Annotated in this window: 24 protein-coding genes; 8 read left to right on the top strand and 16 right to left on the bottom strand. The window is 70.7% G+C overall.

The genetic code is table 11. The features are described 5' to 3' along the window. Position 1 precedes the first annotated feature (1 nt). From ABZS37_RS16690 to ABZS37_RS16660, 7 genes are all read right to left on the bottom strand, one after another. Positions 2 to 1201 carry a CoA transferase gene (locus ABZS37_RS16690; RefSeq protein WP_355169801.1) on the bottom strand — a complete coding sequence of 400 codons (1200 nt, stop codon included), beginning with the start codon at positions 1199 to 1201 and terminating at the stop codon, positions 2 to 4. 79 nt (positions 1202 to 1280) lie between these two features. Continuing rightward, the gene (locus ABZS37_RS16685) at positions 1281 to 2573 is read right to left on the bottom strand and encodes an MFS transporter (RefSeq protein ID WP_355169799.1); all 1293 of its coding nucleotides are present in this window, start codon (positions 2571 to 2573) and stop codon (positions 1281 to 1283) included. Continuing rightward, entirely contained in the window at positions 2560 to 3984 is a 1425-nt protein-coding gene (locus tag ABZS37_RS16680) for an aldehyde dehydrogenase family protein (protein ID WP_355169797.1), read from the bottom strand. The genes ABZS37_RS16685 and ABZS37_RS16680 overlap by 14 nt, the downstream gene beginning before the upstream one ends. Continuing rightward, positions 3977 to 5710, bottom strand: a complete 1734-nt coding sequence (locus ABZS37_RS16675) for a thiamine pyrophosphate-dependent enzyme (RefSeq protein WP_355169795.1) — start codon at positions 5708 to 5710, stop codon at positions 3977 to 3979. The genes ABZS37_RS16680 and ABZS37_RS16675 overlap by 8 nt, the downstream gene beginning before the upstream one ends. Next, positions 5707 to 6780, bottom strand: a complete 1074-nt coding sequence (locus ABZS37_RS16670) for an ABC transporter substrate-binding protein (RefSeq protein ID WP_355169793.1) — start codon at positions 6778 to 6780, stop codon at positions 5707 to 5709. Before ABZS37_RS16670 ends, ABZS37_RS16675 begins: the two co-directional genes overlap by 4 nt. A gap of 122 nt (positions 6781 to 6902) precedes the next feature. Beyond that, complete coding sequence (locus ABZS37_RS16665; RefSeq protein ID WP_355169791.1) at positions 6903 to 7775, bottom strand: ABC transporter permease; 873 nt, start codon at positions 7773 to 7775, stop codon at positions 6903 to 6905. Between the two features lie 21 nt (positions 7776 to 7796). Then, complete coding sequence (locus ABZS37_RS16660) at positions 7797 to 8591, bottom strand: ABC transporter ATP-binding protein (RefSeq protein ID WP_355169789.1); 795 nt, start codon at positions 8589 to 8591, stop codon at positions 7797 to 7799. A gap of 174 nt (positions 8592 to 8765) precedes the next feature. On the opposite strand from ABZS37_RS16660, the gene ABZS37_RS16655 reads away from it, so the two are divergent. After that, positions 8766 to 9386, top strand: coding sequence for an isochorismatase family cysteine hydrolase (locus ABZS37_RS16655; RefSeq protein WP_355169787.1), 621 nt, complete (start codon positions 8766 to 8768; stop codon positions 9384 to 9386). Here the strand turns inward: ABZS37_RS16655 and ABZS37_RS16650 are convergent. The 3 genes from ABZS37_RS16650 to ABZS37_RS16640 all read right to left on the bottom strand — a co-directional run bounded on the left by ABZS37_RS16650 (position 9317) and on the right by ABZS37_RS16640 (position 12305). Beyond that, a complete protein-coding gene (locus ABZS37_RS16650) occupies positions 9317 to 10222 on the bottom strand; it encodes an IclR family transcriptional regulator (RefSeq protein WP_355169785.1) in 906 nt (301 codons plus the stop codon). The two genes, ABZS37_RS16655 and ABZS37_RS16650, sit on opposite strands and share 70 nt — an antisense overlap. A gap of 92 nt (positions 10223 to 10314) precedes the next feature. Next, complete coding sequence (locus ABZS37_RS16645) at positions 10315 to 11514, bottom strand: NAD(P)/FAD-dependent oxidoreductase (RefSeq protein ID WP_355169783.1); 1200 nt, start codon at positions 11512 to 11514, stop codon at positions 10315 to 10317. 2 nt (positions 11515 to 11516) lie between these two features. After that, positions 11517 to 12305, bottom strand: a complete 789-nt coding sequence (locus ABZS37_RS16640; RefSeq protein WP_355169781.1) for a hypothetical protein — start codon at positions 12303 to 12305, stop codon at positions 11517 to 11519. Between the two features lie 253 nt (positions 12306 to 12558). Between ABZS37_RS16640 and zwf the strand changes: the two genes are divergently transcribed. Continuing rightward, positions 12559 to 13938, top strand: a complete 1380-nt coding sequence (zwf, locus tag ABZS37_RS16635; RefSeq protein ID WP_355169779.1) for a glucose-6-phosphate dehydrogenase — start codon at positions 12559 to 12561, stop codon at positions 13936 to 13938. Between the two features lie 120 nt (positions 13939 to 14058). On the opposite strand, the gene ABZS37_RS16630 is transcribed toward zwf, so the two are convergent. Further along, a complete protein-coding gene (locus tag ABZS37_RS16630; RefSeq protein WP_355169778.1) occupies positions 14059 to 14340 on the bottom strand; it encodes a hypothetical protein in 282 nt (93 codons plus the stop codon). A gap of 229 nt (positions 14341 to 14569) precedes the next feature. On the opposite strand from ABZS37_RS16630, the gene ABZS37_RS16625 reads away from it, so the two are divergent. Both ABZS37_RS16625 and ABZS37_RS16620 read left to right on the top strand, forming a co-directional pair. Beyond that, on the top strand, positions 14570 to 15982 hold the full coding sequence (locus ABZS37_RS16625) for an OFA family MFS transporter (RefSeq protein WP_355169776.1): 1413 nt from the start codon (positions 14570 to 14572) through the stop codon (positions 15980 to 15982). Beyond that, positions 15979 to 16104, top strand: coding sequence for a hypothetical protein (locus ABZS37_RS16620; protein ID WP_260321921.1), 126 nt, complete (start codon positions 15979 to 15981; stop codon positions 16102 to 16104). Before ABZS37_RS16625 ends, ABZS37_RS16620 begins: the two co-directional genes overlap by 4 nt. A gap of 31 nt (positions 16105 to 16135) precedes the next feature. On the opposite strand, the gene ABZS37_RS16615 is transcribed toward ABZS37_RS16620, so the two are convergent. Next, positions 16136 to 16864 carry an SDR family oxidoreductase gene (locus ABZS37_RS16615; RefSeq protein ID WP_355169773.1) on the bottom strand — a complete coding sequence of 243 codons (729 nt, stop codon included), beginning with the start codon at positions 16862 to 16864 and terminating at the stop codon, positions 16136 to 16138. 89 nt (positions 16865 to 16953) lie between these two features. Here ABZS37_RS16615 and ABZS37_RS16610 point away from each other — a divergent pair, with 89 nt between their 5' ends. From ABZS37_RS16610 to ABZS37_RS16600, 3 genes are all read left to right on the top strand, one after another. Then, positions 16954 to 17787, top strand: a complete 834-nt coding sequence (locus tag ABZS37_RS16610; RefSeq protein WP_355169771.1) for a patatin-like phospholipase family protein — start codon at positions 16954 to 16956, stop codon at positions 17785 to 17787. Positions 17788 to 17832: 45 nt separating this feature from the next. Continuing rightward, positions 17833 to 18294 carry a peroxiredoxin gene (locus ABZS37_RS16605; RefSeq protein WP_355169769.1) on the top strand — a complete coding sequence of 154 codons (462 nt, stop codon included), beginning with the start codon at positions 17833 to 17835 and terminating at the stop codon, positions 18292 to 18294. Positions 18295 to 18377: 83 nt separating this feature from the next. Continuing rightward, positions 18378 to 19064, top strand: coding sequence for a hypothetical protein (locus ABZS37_RS16600; protein WP_355169767.1), 687 nt, complete (start codon positions 18378 to 18380; stop codon positions 19062 to 19064). 6 nt (positions 19065 to 19070) lie between these two features. Here the strand turns inward: ABZS37_RS16600 and ABZS37_RS16595 are convergent, their stop codons facing one another. After that, positions 19071 to 19517 carry a MarR family transcriptional regulator gene (locus ABZS37_RS16595; RefSeq protein ID WP_355169765.1) on the bottom strand — a complete coding sequence of 149 codons (447 nt, stop codon included), beginning with the start codon at positions 19515 to 19517 and terminating at the stop codon, positions 19071 to 19073. 95 nt (positions 19518 to 19612) lie between these two features. Here ABZS37_RS16595 and ABZS37_RS16590 point away from each other — a divergent pair, with 95 nt between their 5' ends. After that, on the top strand, positions 19613 to 20068 hold the full coding sequence (locus ABZS37_RS16590) for a MarR family winged helix-turn-helix transcriptional regulator (RefSeq protein ID WP_355169763.1): 456 nt from the start codon (positions 19613 to 19615) through the stop codon (positions 20066 to 20068). 47 nt (positions 20069 to 20115) lie between these two features. Here ABZS37_RS16590 and ABZS37_RS16585 read toward each other — a convergent pair whose 3' ends face one another. From ABZS37_RS16585 to ABZS37_RS16575, 3 genes are all read right to left on the bottom strand, one after another. Beyond that, a complete protein-coding gene (locus ABZS37_RS16585) occupies positions 20116 to 21309 on the bottom strand; it encodes a GNAT family N-acetyltransferase (RefSeq protein ID WP_355169761.1) in 1194 nt (397 codons plus the stop codon). 169 nt (positions 21310 to 21478) lie between these two features. Then, a complete protein-coding gene (gene cydB / locus ABZS37_RS16580; protein WP_355169759.1) occupies positions 21479 to 22477 on the bottom strand; it encodes a cytochrome d ubiquinol oxidase subunit II in 999 nt (332 codons plus the stop codon). 14 nt (positions 22478 to 22491) lie between these two features. Continuing rightward, entirely contained in the window at positions 22492 to 23904 is a 1413-nt protein-coding gene (locus ABZS37_RS16575; RefSeq protein ID WP_355169947.1) for a cytochrome ubiquinol oxidase subunit I, read from the bottom strand. Positions 23905 to 24037: the final 133 nt, after the last annotated feature.

Genomic DNA, 24037 nt, shown 5'->3' with positions numbered 1-24037 from the left:
GTCAGGCCACGATCTGCCGCGAGCGCAGCTCGGCGACGGTGTCGGGGGTGCAGCCCAGCTCGTTGACGAGAAGGTCGTCGGTGTCGGCCCCGAGGGGTCGACCGGTGAAGCGGATTCGACCGGGCGTGTCGGACATGCGCCACAGCACGTTGTGCATCAGCACCTCGCCGAGGTCGGCGTCAGGAACCTTGACCACCATCCCGGCGGCCTGGACGTGTTCGTCGGCGACGATGTCGCGGGCGGTGTAGACGGGCGCGACGGCCGCGCCGGCCTCTTCGAACGCGCGCATGACCTCGTCGCGGGTGCGCTCGGCGATCCACCCGCCCACGTACTCGTCGAGGAGGTCGGCGTGTGCGGCCCGCTGCCGCCCGGAGGCGAACCACGGTTCGTCGATGACCTCCGGGTGCCCGACGAGACGCAGCACCCGCTCGGCGATGGACTGTGCGCTGGTGGACACCGCCACCCAGTCGCCGTCCCTGGTGCGGTACGTGTTGCGCGGCGAGTTGTTCGTGGACCGGTTCCCGTGCCGGTGCTCGACCACGCCGAGCTGGTCGTACATCGTGGGTCCGGGACCGACCGCCATCATGATCGGTTCGAGCAGGCTCATGTCGACGACCTGCCCCTTACCGCCGTTGCGGTCGCGGGCCCACAGCGCCACCATCGTGGCCGAGGAGGCGGCGATGCCGCAGATGCTGTCCGCCAGGCCGAACGCCGGCAGTGTCGGCGGGCCGTCCTCGGCGCCGGTCAGGTGGGCGAAGCCGCTCATCGCCTCGGCGAGCGTGCCGAAGCCGGGTCGGTGCGCGTAGGGGCCCTGCTGGCCGAAGCCGGAGATGCGGACGACGACGAGGCCGGGGTTGATCTCCTGGAGGTGTTCCGGGCCGATCCCCCACCGTTCCAGCGTGCCGGGGCGGAAGTTCTCCACGAGCACGTCGGCGGTGGCGACCAGGCGCCGCAGCAGGTCGGCGCCCTCCGGTGTGGACAGTTTGAGGCCGACCGTCCGCTTGTTGCGGGAGATCTCCTTCCACCACAGCGGGACGCCGTCCTTGGCGTGGCCGTGTCCGCGCATGCTGTCTCCGGCGACGGGGTGTTCGATCTTGATGACGTCGGCACCGAAGTCGCCGAGGATCTGGCAGCACAGCGGTCCGGCCAGGATCGTCGAGGCGTCGATGACGCGGAGTCCGGTCAACGGTCCGTCGTGCACTGGGCCTCCCCTACTCGTTTTGTTCGCATGAAGCGAACAGTGTTTCGCTCAGCAGAATAGACGTCGATCTGGTTCGGGGTCAACGGGATGCCGGAGATCCCCGCCGCGCCCGCCCGGTCGCCGACCGGGGACGGGGCAGCCCGCCGCGCAGCACCACGGCGGCGGCCAGCGCCGCCGCCGCCGCGACGAACGCGCCGGTACGCGCGGAGAACGTGTCACCCAGCCAGCCGTGCAGCATCGCGGCACCCGGCCGGATACCGAGGAAACACATCGACCACAGCGCCATCACCCGGCCGCGAACCGCGTCGGCCAGTCCCTGCTGCATGGTGGCGTTGACGTCGCTCACGGCGAGCAGGTAGCCGGCTCCACCGACGGCGATGCCGACGGTGGCCACCACCGGCCCGGGACTCACCGCCAGCACCACCATCCCGGCACCCAGCGCGGCCACGCCCAGAGCCCCCGTCCGGCCGCTGCCCACCGTCCGCCGCAGCTTGCCGACCCAGCCGGCGATCAACGCCGAGCCGACCCCGAAGAACGTGATGAAGATGCCCACCATCAGGTCGCCGCCGCCGAAGCCCTCGGCGAACAGGGGGGACAGCGTGTTGATCGGCTCCATCGCCAACCCGATCAGGGCCACGGCGACCAGGCAGCGCACCAGTTCGGGGCGGTGGCGCACGTAGGCGACGCCGCCGAACACGCCCAGCCGGCCGCGCGCTGGGGTCCCGTCGCCCGACCGGGGCAGCCGAACACCGGTCAGCGCCAGGGCGAACACCAGGAAACTGGCCGCGTTGACGGCGAACGCCGTGCCGGCGCCGGCCACCGCGTAGGTGGCCGCCCCGGCGATCGGGCCGATGGCGCGGGACAGGTTGAAGGTGAGCGAGTGCAGGGCGATCGCCTGGGGGACGTCGGCCCGTCCGACGATGTTGGGCACCAGCGCCTGCGCGGCCGGGCCGGTGATCGCCTGACCGACCCCGGACAGTCCGATGAAGGTGAGCAGGAGCCCGGGGTTCAACGCGTCCAGGAACGCCAGCACCGCGAGAACAGCCGCGGCGGCGCCGCCCAACGTCTGCCCCACGATGATGAGCAGCCGCCGGTCGGCGCGGTCGGCCAGCGCCCCGATCACCGGGGCGAGGACCAACTGCATGGCGAACTGCAGGGCGGTGACCAGACCCACCATGAACGCCGAGCGGGTCAGCGCATAGATGGTCAGGATCGCCGCGACGTTCTGGAACCACGTGCCGGTGTTGGACGCCAGCGACCCGAAGAAGTACGGGCCGAAGCGGCGGTCCCGCAACAACGCGAGACCGCCGCGTCCCATCTCGGCGGCAGGCGCGTCGGCCGGTGCACCGGCCGGCCGGTCAGCCTGCCGCACCCGCGCCTCCCATTCCGTACCCCTGCGGGGTGCCGCTGGTCAGCGAGGTCCACACCGACCTCGGGCGCAGGTAGAGCCGGGCTGCCTCGGTGCCGTTCTCCCGGCCGTAGCCGGACAGGCCGACGCCGCCGAACGGCACCAGGTCGGACAGCACCCGGTAGGTGTTGATCCACACCGTGCCCGCCCGTACCTGCCCGGCGAACCGGTGGGCCCGGGCGATGTCGGCGGTCCAGACGCCCGCCGCGAGGCCGAACTCGGTGTCGTTGGCCAGCCGCAGGGCCTCGGCGTCGTCGCGGAACGACGACACCGCCAGCACCGGCCCGAAGACCTCCTCGCGCAGCAGACGGGCGTCGTCGTCGAGCCGGTCGAACACCGTCGGCGGTACGTAGAAGCCGTTACGCAGCCGCTCGTCGTCGGGCAGCGTGGCCTGCGCGACCAGTCGGCCGGCGGCGGTGGACTCGGCGATGAACTCCACCGTCTTGTCCCGCTGCGCCGCGGTGATCTGCGGACCCAGGTCCGTCTGCTCGTCGAACGGGTCGCCCACCCGCAGCGACCGCACCCGCTCGGCCACCCGGTCGAGAACCTCGTCGTAGATGGACTCGTGCAGGACCAGCCGTGAACCGGCGATGCACATCTGGCCGCAGGAGGCGAAGACGCCCAGCACCACGGCGTCGACCGCCCGATCCAGGTCGGCGTCGGGGAAGAGGACCTGCGGCGACTTGCCGCCCAGCTCCAGCGCCACCGGGGTGAGGTTGGCCGCCGCCGAGCGGGCGATCGCCTTTCCGGTGTCGTGGTGCCCGGTGAACACGATCAGGTCGACGTCCGGGTGTGACACCAGGGCCGCGCCCGTCTCCCGGCCGCCCGGCAGCACCCGCACCAGGCCGTCCGGCACGCCCGCCTCGGCCAGCAGCTCGCCCAGGCGCAGGGCGGTCAACGGCGTCTCCTCGGCCGGTTTGAGCACGCACGCGTTGCCGAAGGCGAGCGCCGGCGCGATCTTCTTGGCGGCGAAGAAGAACGGCACGTTCCACGGGATGACGCCGGCGACGACGCCGTGCGGCTCGGGCACCGTGTAGGTGTGGTACTCCGGTCCGACCGGGATGGTCTCGCCGCGTACCTGGTCGGCCCAGCCCGCGTAGTAGCGGAAGCTGCCCGCCGCTCGGCGTACCTCGCGCCGCGTGTCACTGAGGATCTTGCCGGTGTTGCGGGTCTCGGTCTCGGCCAGCTCCTCGACCCTGGCCTCGATGAGATCGGCGACCGCGTGCAGGATCCGGCCTCGATCGCTGCCGGTGCGTCGGGCCCATGCCGGCTGGGCGGCGCGTGCCGCCCGGACGGCGGCGTCCACCTCGGCCGGCGAGGCGGGTGCGACGCGGGTCAGGACCCGGGCGTCGATAGGCGAGACGACATCAGCCATCGGTGTTCCCTTCGTCGAGAACCGGGCGCGCCCGGCGATCCGGATCCATCGACCCGGTGAGGTGTTCGGGCACCCACACGTCCAGCACGGCCGGCACACGGTCACGCGCGACCGCGCTCCGGGCCCGGTCCAGGGCCCCGGCCAGGTCGGCCGCCCGGACCACCCGCTCCCCGTAGCAGCCCTGCGAGCGGGCGTGCCCGGCGAAGTCCGGCGACGGGGTGAGGTGGCCGCCGATCACCGTGGGTTCGGTGACGGCCAGGCCGTCCGGGTAGTGCGCGGCCAGCGTGGTCGTGCCGGTGCGGTAGCCGCCGTTGTTCACCACCACGGTGACCACCGGGGCGTCGTGCTGCTGCTGCAACCACAGGCACGAGTCCGGTGAGCCGAACAGGTACGAACCGTCCCCGGTCACCGCCACCGCGTGTGCGCCGCCGGAGGCCATGCTGGCGCCGGTCGCCGCCGCCACCGACCAGCCGAGGCTGGAACCACCCTTCTCGAAGAGGGTGCCCGGCTTCGTCCGGCGGACCGACGCGGTGTCGAACACCTCCCACGTCAGCAGGTCGTCGGGACGCAGGTGCCCGTCCAGCGCCGCGGCGATGAGCGCGGGGGTGGGTACGCCGGAGGCCGGCGTACCGCCGGAGCCGGCCCTCGCCGCACCCGAGGCCGGCCGCTGCCGGCGCCGACGGACGGCGTCCGCGTCGCCCGGCCCGGCCGCGCCGGCCTCGGCGAGTACGGCCGCGAGGAACGCCGCCGGGTCGGCGGTGGTACGGGCGTCGGCGCGCAGCTCGTACAGCGGAACGCGACTCTCGATCGGGTCGGGTCCCGCCCAGCCGATCCACGCGTCGTCGCGCGGCCGTTCCAGCGCGGGCATCCAGGGCACGGGGTGGTCCAGCACGACGACGACATCGAACTCGTCCAGCGACGCCGTCGTGTGCCAGGGGTTGCCGTCGGGCAGGTTCATCCGGTAGCGGGAGGCGCGCACCTCCACGCCGAGGGTGTCGGCCAACTCGGCCAGCAACGCCACGGCCTGCGGGTTCACGCCGATCCGGTCGGTGACGATGACCGGCCGCCGGGCGGTCGTCAGGCGGCGGGCCACCTCGCTGACCACGCCGGGGTCGCCGGGGCCGAGGACCGGAATGCCGAGCATCTGGGCGCTCGGGACCGGGCCGCTGGTCGCGACCGGGTGCCGGCCCACCTCCTCGGGCATCGCCAGGTAGACGGGGCCCCGCCGGGGAGCGAGCGCGACCTGCAGGCCACGCGCCACGACCAGGCCGGCGTCGTCGAGGGCGGACAGCTTGTAGTCCCACTTGACGTACTGCCGGACGATCGAGCCCTGGTCCCAGCGCTGCTGCTTCCAGAAGACCGGCGAGGTGCGCGACTCCGCCCGGGTGGGCGGGTAGCCCGACATGATCATGATGGGGTGGTCGCCCCACATGGCGTTGTGGATGGCGCCACCGTGGTGCAACAGGCCGAGGTCGGCGTGGGCCGCTGTCATGGCGGGCCGGCCGGAGACCATGGTCTCGCCCATCGCCGCGGTGAGTGCCACATGCTCGTGCGGGCAGGTGATGACCTCGGGGGTCGGCTCGCCCCGGTGTCGGGCCTGCGCGCTGGCCTCCTGGAACGAGGTCAGCTCGGAGCCGCTGTTGAACCACAGCCGCTGCACGCCGCTGGCGGCGGCCGCCGCCAGCACCGCGGAGGCGGCGCTGTCGGCGGCCGGTCCGGCCGTCACAGGTTCCTCGCGCGCTCTAGGTAATCCGGGTTGATCAGTTTCTCGATCGGTGCCGCGGACTTGACCAGCTTCGCCTTGATGAGGCTCTCCTGACCATTGAGCCAGGTCTGGTCGTTCATCTGCAGGGCCTTGTCCGGACCGGCCGCGAGCCAGCTCTCCACCAGCAGCGGCAACTCGGCGCGCGCCTGGGCCGGGTCGGCCTCCGGGTTGTACTTGCGCAGGTCGTTGACGACCTGGTCCCAGTTCTCCTCCTTGCTGGCGTAGTCGATGGCCTTGAGCACACCGGCGAGGAACTTCACCGGCATGTCGCTGCCCGACTCCACCATCTTCGAACTGGTGTTGTACGAGTCCGACGGCATCGGTGCGAAGTCGTCGGTGTTGAAGAAGACCACCTCACCGATCTCCTTCTGGATGGTGGCCCGGTCGGTGTTGACGCAGACCCAGGCATTGACGTCACCCTTGCGGGCCAGCTCGTACGCGGCGGTGCCGACACCGGTGACCGGACGCTTCACCGACTTGGGGTTGACACCGGCATTGATCAGCATGACGTCGAGCAGGTTCTCGGTGGCGCCACCGGTGGACACGATGCCGCAGGTGCGTCCCGCCAGCTCCGCCGGATTGCGGATCGGGCTGTTCGGCAGGGACACCACCTCGAACTGCGACTTCTGCCGCACGCTGGCGATGCTGATGAATGGCGCCTGCTCGTTGGCCACTGCGATGATCGCGTTGATGCCGTTGGCCCGGGTCAGGTCGGCCGAACCACCGAGCACTGCCTGGATGGCAGTGGCGGTGCCCTGTCCACCCTTGATGTCCAGGTTCACGCCGTACTCGGCGAAGAATCCGCGCTCCTTGGCGACCATCGTCTCCACGAAGCTCAGCGTCATGCCGGACGCGGTCATGTACGAGCCGGAGATGCTGCCGTCGGCGTTGACCTTGTTGTCGTCGCCGCCGCAGCCGGTGAGCAGCAGGGTCATGCCGCCGGCGCTGGGCAGCAGGAGCCCCGCGGTGGTGCCGGCCCGGAGGAACGAGCGTCGCGAGACCGGCGCGCCGGTGGAACGGTCATATTTCATGAAAATCTCCCGGTGCCGAGGATGTGATGGGGGATGTGCGACGGATCGAGGCAAGGAGATGCCTGCCCGCGCCGCGACGCGGCGCCGACCATGGATCGGGGGTGATGTGAGGGCGCGGCCCGTCAGGGCGTGCGTCGGGGTTGCACGGACTCGTGCCAGGGGATCAGGAGCCGGCGGGCGCCGGTCACGACGCTGTAGAGGGTGAAGCCGAACAGCGCCATGATCAGGATCGCGCCGAACAGCTTGTCGACCTGGAGACCGTTCTGCAGGTTGACCGCGTACCGGCCGAGGCCCTTGTCGCCGCCGAGGTACTCGCCGACGATCGCGCCGATGGTCGCCTGGACGACCGCCAGCTCCATGCCAGCCAGGATGAACGGCGCCGTGTACGGCAGGTCGGCCCTCCAGAAACGCTCCCAGCGCGATGCCTTCAGCGTTGTCATCAGGTCGTGCATGGAGCTTGGCACCGAGCGGATGCCGAACGAGGTGTTGACCAGCAGGGGGAAGAAGGCCAGCAACGCCGCCATGACCACCTTCGACGACGGGCCGAAGCCGAGCCAGAGGATGAACAGCGGCACCAGCGCGACCTTCGGCACCACCTGGGTGGCGACGATGAACGGTCGGGCGATCCGGTCGAACAGCGGCGACTTGCCGATCATCAGGCCGAGCCCCACGCCCAGAACGATCGCCAGCGCCAGGCCCATCATGACCTCGTAGAAGGTCGTCCAGATGTGGGTCTGCCACACGAACGGGTCGGTGATCTGCTCGACGAAGGACTTGAACACCGCCTCCGGCGCCGGCAACACGAACCGGGACAGGTCCGTGACCTCGACGTAGACCTTCCAGGCCAGGAGGAACAACGCGATCAGCAGAGGGCTGGTGTAGAAGGACAGCCAGCGGTTGTTGCGCAGTCGCTGCGACCAGCTCGGCGGCGGGGGACGCAGCGGTTGCCCAGAAGACGACGTCGGCGCCGGGTGGCGCCGTTCAGTAGTGGTCACGTGCGACACCTCAAGTGCTGGTCAGGCCGAGACGGCAGGTTGGACGTCGTTTTCCTGCACCTCGCCGATCTGGCGGCGCAGCTCGGCGGCGAGGGAGCGGAACTCGGCGGACTCGGTCATGGCGATGGTGCGCGGCCGGGGCAGCGTCACCTCGGTGATGGAGTGGATGTGGCCGGGCTTGGTCCCCAGCATCACGATGCGGTCGGCCAGGAACACCGCCTCGGAGACGGAGTGCGTCACGAAGACGACCGTCTTGCGGTTCTCCAGCCAGATGCGCTGCAACTCCGCGTTCATCATGTCGCGGGTCTGCGCGTCCAGGGCGCCGAAGGGCTCGTCCATGAGCAGCACCTGGGGGTCGTGCGCCAACGCCCTGGCGATGGAGACTCGCTGCCGCATGCCGCCCGACAGCTGGTGCGGGAACTTGTTCTCCGCCTCGGGAAGCCCGACGAGGGTCAGCATCTCGCGGACCTTGGCCGTGCGCTCCCGCCGGCCGACGCCGGCCATCTCCAGCGGCAGGGCGACGTTGGCGCCCGTCGACCGCCAGGGCATCAGGGTGGCCTCCTGGAAGACGAAACCCAACGGCCGGTCCGCGTCGTCGTCTCGCACGCCGTGGTCGAGTCGGACCCGCCCCACGGTCGGGCTCTCCAGCTGGCCGATGATCCGTAGCAGTGTCGTCTTGCCGCACCCGGACGGACCGAGTAGCACGACGAACTCGCCGTCGGCGATGTCGAGCGAGACGTCGCTCAGCGCGAGCATCGACTGCCCGCCGGCGCCGGCGAAGACCTTGCTGACGCCCTCCACTTTGATCGCACTCATGTGGCTACCCCTGTCACCGACCGACCCGCGATTCACGCGGGATTGTTCGCTTGTGCAGTACGCCGTTCTGTTGGAGGGAACGTAAGCTATCTTCGGCGGCAAGGTCAATGGTTCGCAGGGGCCGACTCGATACCACTAGTTCCTTACCAATCCCCCAACTCCGGAGGAACTGCCATGGAACACCCGCCGCAGCGGACAGCGGTGCTGGTCATCGACATGCAGAACGACTTCTGCGCACCCACCGGCGCCATGGCGAAGCTCGGCGCCGACGTCCGCGTCAACACCGAACTGGCCCGCCGGCTGCCGAGCTTCCTCGACCGGGCACGGGCCGCCGGTTGCCTGGTCATCTGGGTACGCCAGGCCGCCCACGAACAGCTCGTGTCACCGGCCAGGCGGGCGCGCGCCGAGGCGATGGGTCGTAGCCCGCTCAGCGTCTGCGCCGCGGGTTCCTGGGGCGCCGAACTCGCCGACGGCCTGCGGCCCGAGGCGGGCGACTGCCACCTGGAGAAGACGCGCTACAGCGCCTTCGTCGGCACGCCCCTGCACAATCTGCTCCGCGCGCAGGGACGCGACCACGTGGTGGTGGTCGGGACGGCCGCCAACGTCTGCGTGGACTCCACCATCCGGGACGCGTACATGGCGGACCTGGCCGCCACGATGCCGACCGACCTGGTCGGTTGGACACGCGCGGACCTCGCCGAGCCGGCGATCCGCAATCTGGGGTTCTACTTCTGCGAGGCCAGGACCTCGGTCGAGCTGGTCGCAGCCTGGTCCGCGGCGACCCGGGTCGCCTGACGCCGGGCCGGCCGCTTCCGCTCCGCGGGCCCCTGGTCCGCCTCGGCCGAGGCGGGCTGGTAGCCCAGTTCGGCGCTGACCTGGCGGGCGGCGTCGGCCACCAGGTCGCCGTACTCGGCCAGCAGTTGCGATGAGAAGCGGTCCTGTGGGCCACACAGCGACAGCGACCCGTAGACCTCGCCGGAGGCGAGCCGGATGGGCGCCGCCACGCTCGCCGCGCCGGCCTGGCGTTCGCCCCGGCTCACCGCGTAGCCCTGCTGTCGGATTGCCCGCAGGTCGGTCCAGAGCTGCTCGACCGACGTGATGGTCGCCGGGGTGACCGAGACCAGCTCGTGGGTGGCGAGGTATTCGGCGATCTCGGTGTCGGGCAGCGCCGACAGGATCGCCTTGGACGACGAGCCGGCGACCAGCGAGTGCCGGGAGCCGAGCGTGACGGACATCCGGATCTCGTGCGGCGAGAGCACCTGGTCGGTGTAGACCCGTACCCAGCCCTGCCGCATCGACAACGTCGCGGTCTCCCCGGTGGCCTCCACCAGCTGCCGCATGTGCCGGTTCGTGATCGCCTGGACGTCGATGGCGCGCAGTGCGGCCAGGCCGACCGCCAGGGCGCCCGGCCCGAGCCGATACCGTCGGGTGTCCTCGTCGAAGGTGACGAACTGGTTGACCGTCAACTCCTTGAGGATCCGGTGGGCCACCGCCTTGGGCAGGTTCAGCTCTCGCGCGACAGTGGACACCCCGATCATCTCGGGGCTGCGTTCGGCGAGCAGGTCGATCACGGCGAGCGCGCGACCCAGGCCGCTCGTCGTGTAGCGATGGCCGTCCTCTGACTCAGTCACCGGCACCGCTGATCCCATTCGATCACCTCTCGTACGTGCGATTCCCGCACGCCAGCGAACGGCCCGATCTGGCTTTGGTCGATGCCCGGCGCCTAATGCTGGATCCCGAGCATACTGACACGCCGCAGGTACTTTCGGGCATCCTCGGGGTTCTCGGCGAGTGCTCGCAGGCGGCTCAGCCGTTCTCGACGCCCCGCCACCTCCACCCCGTCGGCCGAGGTGCGATTCTCCGTCGTGGTCGGCTGGACGAAACGCTCGGCGACGGATCGGCGCCGCTGCGCGTATTCGGTGGTGGCCGCGTCCTGGTCAGGCTCGGCCAACGCGGCGGCGACCGCCATCGCGTCGTGGATTCCCGAGTTCAGACCCATGCCCCCGGTGGTGCTGCTCAGGTGGGCGGCGTCGCCGGCCAGCAGCACCCGGCCGATCCGGAAGGAGGCCGCGAGCCGTTGGTGGCTGCGGTACAGCTGGTGCTGGCTGAGCGGCAGCTCGCGGGCGTCGGGCTGACCGCCCAGCAGGAGCTTCACGGCGGCCAGGAAGGCCGGGTGGGTGCCCGCCGGGGGTTCGTCGTCGACCCCGGTCGGCGTCGACAGCGCCGCGCGCCAGATGTCCGGTGTCCTGATCAGCGAGAAGCGGCCCTGCGGGCCGGACCAGTATCCGACCGCACCAAGATCGGGCACCACGTCCTCGAAGCGGAACGGCGTGGCCACCACCAGGCTCAGAGACGGGTACGTGAAGCCGGGGAACGGGACGTCGAGCAACTTGCGGGCCGTGCTGTGTGCGCCGTCGGCGGCCACCACCCAACCACAGGTCACCACGGCTCGGGCGCCGTCGACCGCGACGTCCAACTCGACGCCGGTGTCGTTCTGGCGCAGGCCGACCACGTCGTGCCCGAACCGCATGTCCACGTTCGGCGTCTCAGCGACGGCACGGCGCAGCAGCCGGACCAGCTTGTACTGCTCGTACTGCAGTCGGAAGGGATACCGGGTCTCGCCCTCCAGGACCTCGTAGGAGAAGCAGGCGGACTCGGTCAGCTCAAGGTCGCGGTAGTCCAGCCGGCGCACCCGCACCGCATCCTTGAGCAGCGGGGCGGCCAGGTCGAGCTCGTCGAGCAACTCGGTCGTCGGCGGATGCACGGTCGAGCCCCGCCATTCCGACTGCACCTCGTCGTGGCCGCGTTCGAGAACGATCACCGGAATGTCGCGTCGAGCCAGGGCGAGGGCCGTCACCATGCCGACCGGTCCGCCGCCGAGGACGACGACCGGTGCTTGCACGGGGTGGCTGGGTGGCGCCACGTTCACTCCTTCCCGCCGGCGACGCCGCCGACGATTCCGGTCACGGGGGGCTGAGCAAGGGCGGCGGCCAGGTGTCGCAGCGCCGGGCTGTGTGACTCGCTGGCCAGGTGCTGGGTACCGGCGATCTCCAGCAGCTGCCAGGCGCCCGCGAGGTTCGAGGAGAGCACCGGCACGGGTGCCTCCGGCACGACCTCGTCGAGTACGTCCAGGCTGGGCGCGCCCGTTCCGGTCAGCAGCACCGCATGCCCGGACGGGAAGCCGTCGGCCAGCGCCCGCAGCACCTGGTGCACGGTGTCCCGCACGGTGGTCGAGGCGAGGTCGTAGATGGCGCCCGTGCCGGGCACCGGCACCGGCGTGCCGACACTGCGGCCGGTCGCCCGCCAGAATGCCGCGGCCTGTTCGGTGAGCCAGTCCGGGTACGGCGAGACCAGGGTCAGTGACCGCGCTCCGAGGCGGTCGAGGACCTGGCGTACCGCGCTCGCGGCGCCGAACACCGGCGTGCCGAGCCGCTCGGTCGCCGCCTCGTCGGTGCGGTTCACGTCGGTCTGCCCCGGCCGGTAGTAGCAGCCGGTGCAGGCGACGTAGGTGGCCCGCAGGTCCAGGCCGTGCAGGGTGGCGGCGGTGTCCGGCAGCAGTTCGGCGTAGCGATCCAGCCGCTGTGCGAGCGAGCCGTCCACGACCGGCAGGCGGGCGACGTGGTAGCGGACGCGCGGCGGCAGGAGGCGGCGAAGCTCGGGCTCCACCGTCGGGTTGGCCGGTGGAACAATGATGCCCAGAGGTGCCTCGACCATTCGATACCGCCAAATCGTTCGACTGAGCCGTACGCCGTTCAACGCACTGGAACGATAGGGGGCTGTGGTAGGAGCGGTCAACCCACCCGTCGCCAGTGTGCGGCCACGTCGATCATGGTGAAGGTGCCGCGGGGACAGTGCCGCATGGCCGCGCTGTCGCCGTCCTCACGCGGCTCCCTCGGCGGGAATTCGAGGATGGGCCGGGGGGTTCTCCGGTTGGAAGATCAGGTTCACTCAATCGGATGGAAGAACCATGCACGTGCGCTCAGACGCGGTAGTGCTGTTCGGCGTCACGGGAGACCTCGTCTCGAAGAAGCTGTTCCCGGCGCTGTACGAGTTGACCAGGCGCAACCGCCTCGACGTCCCCGTGATCGGCGTGGCCCGCTCCCCCTGGGATGATCAGCAACTCGTCACCACCGCCCGCAAGTCGGTCGCCGAGGCCAACGACGAGGTCGACGACGGGGCGTTCGACGCGTTGGCGCGCAACCTCTCGATGATCTCCGGCGACTACGCGGACCCCACCACGTACCAGCGGCTGGCCGAACGCCTGCAGGGCGCCGAACGTCCGATCTTCTACCTGGCGATCCCTCCGGCGGTGTTTGGCTCCGTCGTCGAAGGCCTGGCGGCGGTCGGCCTGGCCGACCGTGGCCGGGTGATCGTGGAGAAGCCGTTCGGGCGCGACCTGCCGTCCTCCCACGAGCTGGACCGCACGCTGCGCGGGGCCTTCGACCCGGAGCGCGTGTTCCGCATCGACCACTACCTCGGCAAGGAAGCCGTCGAGGGCCTCTACGCCTTCCGGTTCGCCAACCGACTGTTCGAGCCGCTGTGGAACAGCGAGCACATCGACAACATTCAGATCACCCTCGCCGAGGGCTTCGGCACCCAGGGCCGCGCGGGCTTCTACGACACGATGGGCGCCACCCGCGACGTGCTGCAGAACCACATCCTGCAGGTCGTCGCGCTGATCGCGATGGAAGCGCCGGTCGCCGACGACACCGACGCGTTCCGCGCGGCCGAGGTCGCGGTGCTGCGGCAGATCGAGCCGCTGTCACCGGAGTCCACGGTGCGGGGGCAGTACGCCGGGTACCGGGACGAGCCGGGCGTCCGACCGGACTCGAACACGGAGACGTTCGTCGCCACCCGCTTGACGGTCAACTCCCCCCGCTGGGCGGGGGTGCCGTTCCACCTGCGGACCGGGAAATCCCTGCCGGGCACGGCGACGGAGGTCGTGGTCGAGTTCAAGCAGCCGCAGCGCTCGCTCATCCCCGCCGTCGGCGGTGCCGTGGCGCCGCCGAACCTGCTGCGGTTCCGGCTCGGCCGGGGCGACGGCATCACCATGTCGATCCAGGCGAAGAACCCGGGCGCCGAGGTGGCCAGCCGTCCCGTGGACCTGTCCGTGGACTTCGGCTCGGCCCTGGGCCGTCGCCAGGAGGCGTACGAACGGCTGCTCGACGACGCCATGGACGGGCAGCATCTGCGGTTCGCCCGCGCCGAGACGATCCAGCAGGAGTGGCGCATCGTCGGGCCGATCCTGGATCTGCCGGCTGAGGTGCGGACGTACGACAAGGGCACCTGGGGCCCGGCGGACGCTGACGCGCTCGCCAGCGGCTGGCACACCCCGGACCTGCGGTGACCGCGGAGGGCATGCTGCGCTGGCGGAGGCCGAGTTCATGCTCCGGTACGAGTCGGGGGCATCAACCGACGTCCAGGACGCGCTCGCCATGGCGGTCGGCCCCGGCCAGCTAGGGAGTTTCTAGGCCAGCGCTGCCGCGATGTCGGCGGAGCCCTGCAGTGCCCCCGTCGCCCGCTCGGTCTCGTCCGTGCTCAGCGCGACGCGGTCGATGCGGTCCAGCATCGTCGCCGCCGTCGCCGGCTCGTGCAGCACCATGGCCACTTCGGCGCGATAGGCGAGGGCCTCGTACGGGTTGGGCTTACGTTGCCGATACGTCGTCTGGAAGCCGAGCACCTCGTAGAACGCGACGATGTCGTCGATGGACGCGCAGGGCAGCAGCGGAACGGTCATCTCGTTGGCCATCCGTTCTTCCTAGCCGCTGCCAAGGGGCCGCCGCACATGGATGTGGCCGATCGTCATCCGGGGTCATCCGGACGGCGGATGCGGCGCTGGTGTTCGCCATCCCGTCGGTGCTGACTGACCGCTCAGCTCATCGGACCGACCGTCCGGCGACGGTGAGGTTTGCGGCTTCCGCCTGATGTGGGCACGTTGGGGTGGACGTTTCTCGTCCGCTTCGGAGAGGAAGCAGCGCATGCTTTCCGCACTCGATCGTCGGCACACCGTCGCGCCGCCCGGCTACAGCCGGTGGCTCATCCCCCCGGCGGCGTTGGCCATCCACCTCTGTATCGGCCAGGTCTATGCGACCAGCGTCTACAAGAACTCGCTGATCGCCCACTTCGACGTCAGTCAGACAGCCATCGGGGTGATCTTCAGCATCGCGATCGTGATGCTCGGGTTGTCCGCCGCGGTCGCCGGGACCTGGGTGGAGGCGAACGGGCCGCGTAAGGCGATGTTCGTCTCCGCCTGCTTCTGGGCGGCGGGCTTCCTGGTGGGCTCGCTGGGGATCGCCACGAAGCAACTGTGGCTGCTGTACCTGGGCTACGGGCTGCTCGGCGGCATCGGTCTGGGGATCGGGTACATCTCTCCCGTCTCCACGCTGATCAAGTGGTTCCCGGACCGGCCGGGCCTGGCCACCGGGCTGGCGATCATGGGGTTCGGCGGTGGGGCGATGGTCGCCTCTCCCCTGTCCCGGCAACTGCTGTCGTTCTACGACGCGGGCTACGACCCGGCCAACGCGGGGTCGACGGCGTCGGGCAGCGCCCTGGTGTGGCTGTTCGTGACGCTCGGCCTGGGCTACTTCGTGATCATGATGTTCGGGGTGGCGAACGTGCGGGTGCCCGCGGAGGGCTGGCGGCCGGTCGGCTTCGACCCCGCGAGCGTAGCGGCGAAACCGCTGGTCACCACTGCGAACGTGTCGGCGGCGAACGCGGTGAAGACCCGCTCGTTCTGGCTGCTGTGGGTGGTGCTGTTCTGCAACGTGACGGCCGGCATCGGCATCCTGGAACAGGCCAGCCCGATGATCCAGGACTTCTTCCGCGACAACGGCACCTCGGCGGTGACCGTCGCCGCGGCCGGCGGGTTCGTGGGTCTGCTGTCGCTGTTCAACATGGCCGGCCGGTTCGTGTGGTCGTCCACCTCGGATGTCATCGGGCGTAAGCCGATCTACCTGGTGTACCTGGGTGTGGGCATGGTGCTGTACGCGCTGCTGGCCCTGGTCGGGCAGACGGCCACGGCGCTGTTCGTGTTGCTGGCGTGCGTGATCCTGTCGTTCTACGGCGGCGGGTTCGCCACGGCGCCGGCGTACCTGCGGGACCTGTTCGGCACCTTCCAGGTCGGTGCGATCCACGGCCGGCTGCTGACCGCCTGGTCGGCGGCGGGGATCGCGGGCCCGCTGATCGTCAACGGGTTCCTCGACGCGCAGGGCAAGCCGGGGACGTTGACGGCGGCGGCGTACCGGCCGGCGCTGTTCACCATGGTCGGTGTGCTGGCGGTGGGCTTCGTGGCCAACCTGCTGATCAAGGCGGTGCCCGAGCGGTACCACGAACCGCCAGCGGATCGGAACGTGGATGAGGACAAGACGGCGGAGAGGAGTGGCACGCGATGAGCGACGACAGCCGACATGGGCAGCAGGCCCGGTTGTGGATTTCCTGGTTGGTGGTTGCGGCGCTGCTCGGCTATGGGGTGGCGCAGACGGTGATCACGGCGGCGAAACTGTTCACCCACTGATGAGGTGAGCCGGGGCGCGCGGCGCCCCGGCTCACAGGCCGCCGGAGACGCGTAGCACCGTGCCAGTGGTGTAGGAGGCGTCCGGGCCGAGCAGCCATGCGATGGCGGCGGCGATCTCGTCGGGCTCCCCGGCGCGACCCAGCGGGATGCGGCCGGCGGCAGTGTCGGCGCGGTCGGGTACGCCGGAGTCGGCGTGGATGTCGGTGCGCACGATGCCAGGTGCGACGGCGTTGACCCGGATGCCCTGCGGGGCGAGTTCCTTGGCCAGGCCGACGGTGAGGGTGTCGGTGGCGGCCTTCACCGCGGCGTAGTGCACGTACTCCCCGGGGCTGCCGAGCGTCGCCGCGGCCGAGGAGACGTTGACGATGGCGCCGCCGTCGGTCAGCCGTCGGGCGGCCTGCTGGGCGCAGAGGACGTAACCGACGAGGTTGACGTCGACGACCCGGCGCAGGTCGTCGACGCGCAGCTCGGTGAACGGCCCGATGGGGCTGGTGACACCGGCGTTGTTGACCAGGCCGGTGAGCGGGCCGAGTTGGGCGGCGGCGTCGAACAGCTCGGTGACCTGGTCGGGGTCTGTGGTGTCGGCGCGTACCGCGATGGCCTGTGCGCCGGTGGCGTGCAGGTCGGCCAGGACGGCGGTGGCGGCGGCGTGGTCGCGGCGGTAGCACAGGGCGATGTGGTGCCCGGCCGCGGCGAGACGGCGGGCGGTGGCCGCGCCGATACCTCGGCCGCCGCCGGTGATCACGGTAACGGGTGCCACGGTGCCCTCCCGGAGTTGTCGATGGCTGCGTGCGGGTCGCGCCGACGCTACCGTGACCGGCGCGGGTCGGTCGTCGAGAGGAGAGTCACATGCAGCGGGCGCTGGTGCTCGGTGGTGGAGGGGTGACCGGGGTGGCCTGGGAGCTGGGGCTGCTGGCGGGGCTTGTCGAGCGGGGCGTGCCGGTCACCGAGGCGGATCTGGTGGTGGGCACGTCGGCGGGCTCGGTGGTCGGCGCGCAGGTGTGTTCCGGGTTGCCCCTGGAGCGGTTCTACGGGGAGCAGTTGGCGCCACCGTCGGGCGAGTTGGCGGCACGGCTGGGCTTCGCGACGCTGGCGCGGATGGTGTGGGCCGGTGGTCGTACCCGTGACGCGGTCCGCTCACGAGCCCGGATCGGGGCGATGGCCCTGGCGGCGCGTACCCCGTCGGAGGCGTCGCGACGCGCGGTGATCGAGGCCCGCCTGCCGGCCCGGGAGTGGCCGGCGCGGCGGCTGCTGGTCACGGCGGTGGACGCGTCCACCGGTGAGTTCGTGGTGTTCGACAGTGACAGCGGGGTGTCCCTGGTGGATGCGGTGGGCGCGAGTTGCGCGGTGCCCGGGGTGTGGCCGCCGGTGACGGTCGGTGCGCGCCGCTACGTCGACGGCGGGATGCGCTCGGCCGTGAACGCGGACCTGGCGGCCGGCGCGCAGGGGGTGCTGGTGGTCGCGCCGACGTCGGGGGCGTTCGGTCCGATGCCACGGCTCGCGGCGCAGGTGGCCGAGTTACGGCGGACCGGTGCGCGGGTGGTGGTCGTGACGCCGGACGCAGCGGCGCGTAGAGCGATCGGCCGCAACGTGCTGGATCCGGCCCGGCGGGCCGGGTCGGCTCGGGCGGGCCGGGCGCAGGCCGGCGTGGTGGTCGACGAGGTGGCGGCGCTCTGGGCCTGATCGCTTACGCTCACCGCGCGTTCGATCGGACAACGGAGGTGCGCGGTGGCGAGTGTGGGTGTCGGCGACATGGTGGAGGACTTCGAGCTGCCGGATGAGACGGGCACGCCACGGCGGCTGTCGGAGTTCCTGGCGGCGGGGCCGGTGGTGCTGTTCTTCTACCCGGGGGCCATGACCCGGGGGTGCACGGCGGAGAGCTGCCATTTCCGGGACCTCGCGGCGGAGTTCACGGCTCTGGGCGCGTCGCGGGTGGGCATCAGCCGGGACCCGGTGGCGAAGCAGGCGGAGTTCTCCAAGCTGCACGGCTTCGACTATCCGCTGCTGTCGGATGAGGACGGGGCCGTCGCGCAGGCATTCGGCGTGCGGCGGCGGCTTCCGTTGGGGCCGTTGAGCATGAAGCGGATGACGTTCGTGATCGGCACGGACCGACGAATCATCGAGGTGATCCACAGCGAGGTCAGCATGAACGACCACGCGGACCGGGCGCTGCGGGCGTTGGGCGGCTGAGCGGGCGCGAGCCCCGTGCGGCGGGTGTCGCAGCCTGGTGGTATCAAGACAGCAATCAAACAGGTGTACGGAAGAGGGTTGTGATGGATGCCGGCCAAGGTTTGTCCACCAGCGAGGTGCAGAGCATCCGGGAGGCGTTGGCGGCCGGGCGTAAGCCGCGGGTGGTGTTCACCGCATCGGCGGGGCAGATCGCCGGTCAGGTCGGTCAGGTGATCGAGCTGACCGACCCTGAGGTGTCCGACGAGTTCGTGGTGGTGCGCTTCGGCCGCGACGAGTTGCCGTTCTCCCCCGCCGATCTGGCCGTGGCGCCCAAGGGCGCGACCCGTCGGGTGGTGGAGCCGAAACCGGAGCCCGAGCCGCAGGAGTCGCCCGCGCTCGCGGCACCGGAGTTCGTGTTGGACACGCCGCGGGTGCCCACGCAGCGACAGGAGGAGCCGAAGGTGGAGCAGACGGAGAAGCCGCCGGCGCGGCGGGCGGTCAAGGCCGTCAAGCCGAAGGGTCCCGCGGGCCTCACGGTGACGCTGGCGTACGCCGATGGTGAGTGGACCGTCGCCGCGCAGCAGGGCACCAAGGCCCTCGCGAAGCCGTACGTGGTGAAGCCGGCGGAGGCGTTGAAGATGGTCGCGCTGGTCGACGTGCCCGGTGTGCAGGAGGCGGTGGAGCAGATTCTCGGCACCGAGCGGGCCGAGGCGGAGCAGCAGGCGCAGAAGCTCCGCGCGGAGCTGGCCGAGATCGAGGCACGGCTGGCGGAGCTGCGCGAGGCCCGCTGAGGCGGGTCAGTGCCGGCTGTGGTGCTCCAGTAGCCGGGTGAGCAGGCGGGTCAGCTGCTCACCCTCGCTGGTGGACAGTGGTGCGAGCAGGTCACGCTGGACGCGGTCGACGGTCTGGCCCATCCGGCGGGCCTCGTCGGCTCCGGCGTCAGTGAGGCTGATGACGTTGCGGCGACGGTCGGCCGGGTCGGGGGCGCGCACGACGAGCCCTCGACCGGCCAGGTCGTTGATGGCCGCCACGACGTCGCTGCGGTCGATGCCGCAGCGTCGGCCGAGATCGGCCTGGCTGGCGGGCCCGTCCTCGGCCAGCGCGGCGAGCAGCCGGTAGTGGTAGCCGCGTAGGTCGTGAGCGGCGAACCCTTCGCCGATGAGGCGGGTGGCGTGGCTGGCCGCCTGGTTGAGCAGCCAGCTCGGGGTGGTGCGTAGCCCGGCGGGTGACTGCGGGAACTCCATGGCGGCAGCCTAACAGGATCCGTTGGCGCGACCAACGATCCGTGTTACGTTGGCTGCACCAACGTTGGTGCAGCCAACGTTTTGAAGGAGGCGTCATGTCCACCACTCCCGCCCTGAACGGGCAGGTCATCGGCCAGACCCACTACGCCACCCGAGCCCTGCTGGAGCGTGCCGTGGCTCCGCTCGGGCTCAGCTTCGGGCAGGTGCTCACGCTCAACGTCCTCGCCGACGGTGCTGTCGACCGGGCCCGGCTCGTACACCGCATCACCAGCACCCTCAAGATCGACGAATCGGCCGTGCACGAAGTGATCGCCCAGCTCGTCGACGCCGATCTCGTGCAGGTCGACGAGGGCCCGTCGACGAGCGCCGAAGCGCAGATACGACTCACCGACAACGGTCACGCCACGCAGCGCCGCGTCTCCGCCGCGGTCGCGGACATCACCGCCCGGCTGTACGGGGACATCCCGGCCGACGAGGCGAGCGCCGCCGCCCGGGTCCTCACCCTGGTCACCCAACGTGCGAACGCTGAGCTGGCGGCGACCCCGGCCTGACCGGACGCCGGCACCCCGCCCGGAGGTCGAGGGCGGAAAACAGCGGGTCAGAAGTAGTCGAGCAACTGCGCCGGCCCGCCGGCACCCAGGAGATCGAGGGCGGCCGGGTCGACACCGGCGGCGTGGTGCAGCAGCCCGGCCTGCGCGACCGAGCGGGCCGGCGCGGCCCCGGCGTAGAGCAGGGCGAAGCCGCGTACGTCCAGCCGCAGGTCGGCCTCGCCGCTGATCCGGGTCAGCTCGCCGGCCCCCTCGGCGACGGTCAACCGCCAGGTGCCGCTGTTCCACTCGGCGAGCGGGTCGACGAGGGTGACGTCGACGGTCCCCCGGACGTGGGCGGGCCAGCCGCGCGCGCTCACCGCCCGGGCCACGTCCACGGGCCGGTGCATCCACAGGTCCCGCTCGTGCTCGCGCGCCGACTCCAACGGCAGGTGGAGGCCGACGACGTCACCGTCGAACGGGCACAGCCGCAGGGTCGGCGCGACGCTGGCCCAACTGGCGAGCACGCCGACGAGTTCCCGGGCGGCCTCGGCGGTCACGGCCAGGGCCTCGTCGACGGTGAGCACGGAATCGGCGCCGTAGCCCCGACCCCGCTGCCAGGTGGCGTAGCCGACCAGGTCGCCGTCGTCCTTGACGAGGGTGAGCCCGTCGCCGGGCAGGCCACGGTCGGCGGTGAAAACGTCGAACAGTTCGCCCCGGCGGGTCAACATGCCGTTGCGGTGCCGGGTGACCCGCTCGTAGAGGGCGGCGACGGCGGGCAGGTCGGCAGCAGTGCCGGCACGGACGACCAGATGCGCGGCGGGCCGGTGTCGGGGCAGCAGCGCGGTGGCCAGATCGACGGTCCGCAGCACACCGGCGGTCTCCCACCCGCAGGCGCGATAGGGGGCGGCGACGGTCGGGTAGAGCGCGCTGATCGCCGCCCCACGGTCGCGGGCGCCGCACAGCAGAGCGGTCAGCATGGCGCGGGCCACGCCCCGGCCGCGGGCCTCGGGGGCGACCGCCACACCGGCCACGTCGGCGGCGGACACCGCACTGCCCGACCACCACTGGTCGTGGTGCAGGTCGACGGCCTTGCCGACGAGCCGGCCGGTGTCGTCGAACGCGCCGTAGCGGGTCAGGCCGGCAGGCGTGGCGGTGGCGTGCGCGGGTCGCTGCGGGTCGGAGCCGAACGCGAACCGGCCCAGCTCCCAGGCGGCGTCGAGGTCGTCGGCGGCGAGTTCGCGAACGTGCACGGGGTCAGGCATCGGCAAACCCTAACGGGACAGATCTTCGGAGACCGCCGATTTTCTGCCAGCCCCTACCTCGCCGTCGATCAAGGAGTTGTGGTGGGTGACAAAGCAGCCCTCACCGTGTCAAGTCCGGCACCACAACTCCATGATCGACCGGGTTGGCCCGCGCCTGCTGCCTCGGCGATCAGTGCTGCGGGATGTTGGCCACTCCGATTCGCTTGCGGAACACCCAGTACGTCCAGCCCTGGTAGGCCAGCACGATCGGGGTGAAGATCACCGCCACCCAGGTCATGATCTTCAGGGTGTAGGGGGTGGAGGCGGCGTTGGCGGTGGTCAACGTGCCGGCCGCGTCCAGGGTGGAGGGCATCACGTTCGGGAACAGCGCGGCGAACAGGGTCGCCACCGCCAGACCGATCGCCACGGCGGTGCCGGTGAACGCCCAGCCCTCCCGGCGTACCTTGGCGGCGGCGAGGCCACCGAGCAGGGCGAGGGCCGCGCCGACGGCGAGCACGACGGCCGCCGCGCTGGAGCGGATGCTCAACGTCCAGGTCAGGAACCCCACCGCGAGCACGGCGGTGCCGACGCCCAGGCGCACCGCGAGGGCACCCGCGCGCTCGCGGATGTCACCGGTGGTCTTGAGCGCGATGAACACCGCGCCGTGGGTGAGGAACAGCGCGAGGGTGGTCGCGCCACCGAGCAGGGCGTACGGATTGAGCAGGTTGAGCAGGCCACCGACGTACTCGTGCTCGGCGTCCAACGGCACACCGCGCAGGATGTTGGCGAAGGCGACGCCCCACAGGATCGCCGGCAGCAGCGAGCCGACCACGATCGCCGCGTCCCAGCGGCGCTTCCAGGACGCCTCGGGGCGCTTGTGCCGGTATTCGAAGGCCACCCCTCGGGCGATCAGGGCCAGCAGGATCAGCAGCAGCGGCAGGTAGAAGCCGGAGAAGAGGGTCGCGTACCACTCGGGGAACGCGGCGAACATGGCACCGCCCGCGGTGATCAGCCAGACCTCGTTGCCGTCCCAGACCGGGCCGATGGTGTTGATCATTACGCGGCGTTCCCGGTCGTCGCGGCCGAGCACGGGCAGCAGCATGCCGACGCCGAAGTCGAAGCCCTCCAGGATGAAGTAGCCGGTGAACAGCACGGCGACGAGGAGAAACCAGATGGTGGTCAGTTCCACGATGGGCTCCGGGATCAGTAGGCGAAGGCGAGCGGGCGCTCGGCGTCGTCGGTGTCGTCGGCGGGGGGCTGTTCACTGACATCCGGTACGCCGGCCTTGGCGTAGCGCAGCAGCAGCTTGACCTCGATCACGGCGAGGACGGCGTAGATCAACGTGAAGGCGGTGAACGAGGTGAGCACCTCGGTCAGCGAGACGCTGCGGGACACACCGTTGCGGGTGAGCATCTCGCCGAAGACGATCCACGGCTGGCGGCCCATCTCGGTGAAGATCCAGCCGAAGGAGTTGGCCAGCAGCGGCAGCACCGGCATGGCCAGCCCGGCGCGCAGCAGCCACTTGCTGCTCGGGGTGCGGCCCTTGCGCTGGCTCCAGAGCACCAGCAGGGCGATCGCGGCGGCGGCCATCCCGAAGGCGATCATGAAGCGGAAGCTCCAGTAGGTGACCGGGATGATCGGGGCGTAGTTGCCCGCGCCGTACTGGGTGGCGTACTGGGCCTGCAGGTCGTTGATGCCGTGCACGGTGCCGTTGGGGTCGCCGGTGCCCAGGTACGACAGCAGGTACGGGATCTTGAGGGCGAACACCTCGCGGCTGCCGTCGAGGCTGCCGATGGTGAGCACGGAGAACGAGGCGGGGCTCTCGGTGGTGTAGAGGCCCTCGGCGGCGGCCATCTTCATCGGCTGCACGTCCGTCATGATCTTGCCCTGGATGTCACCGGTGAACAGCACGGCGGCGGAGGCGACCAGGACCACCCAGGAGCCGAACTTCGTGGCGAAGCGGTAGGCGCCGGTGTCGGCGGAGTCGCGGTTGCGGATCACGTGCCACAGGCCGACGGCGACGACCAGCGCGCCGGCGACCAGGAACGATCCGGCCAGGGTGTGCGGGAAGGTGATCAGGGCGACCTTGTTGGTCAGGACGGCCGGAAAGTCGGTCAGCTCGGCGCGCCCGCTGTCCGGGTTGATCCGGAAGCCGACCGGGTTCTGCATGAACGAGTTCGCCGCGAGGATGAAGTACGCGCTGAGGTTGGTGCCGATCGCGGCGGCCCAGATGCTGGCCAGGTGCGCCCGCTTCGGTAGCCGGTCCCAACCGAAGATCCACAGGCCGATGAAGGTGGATTCGAGGAAGAATGCGACCAGCGCCTCGATGGCGAGGGGGGCGCCGAAGATGTCGCCGACGAAGCGGGAGTAGTCGCTCCAGTTCATGCCGAACTGGAACTCCTGCACGATGCCGGTGACGACGCCCATCGCAAAGTTGATCAGGAAAAGCTTGCCGTAGAACTTGGTGAGCTTGAGGTAGCGCTCGTTGCCGGTGCGGTGCCACAACGTCTGCAGGATGGCCACCAGCACGGACAGGCCGATGGTCAGCGGCACGAAGAGAAAGTGGTAGACGGTGGTGACACCGAATTGCCACCGGGCAACGTCCAACGCGTCCACCTGAAACCCCCAGCTGTTCATACTACGAGACGTAGTAAATACTACTGCTCGTCGTAGAGGGATGGGCAGGGCCGGGTGGCCCGAACCGGCCCGGGACCAATGACCCTGATCACCCCGGCCGCCCGGCCCGGCG

Source organism: Micromonospora sp. NPDC005413, from assembly GCF_040606435.1.
Classification (GTDB): Bacteria; Actinomycetota; Actinomycetes; order Mycobacteriales; family Micromonosporaceae; genus Micromonospora.
The sequence above is the reverse complement of the archived record's forward strand: the minus strand, read 5'-3'. Positions and strand labels throughout refer to the sequence as shown.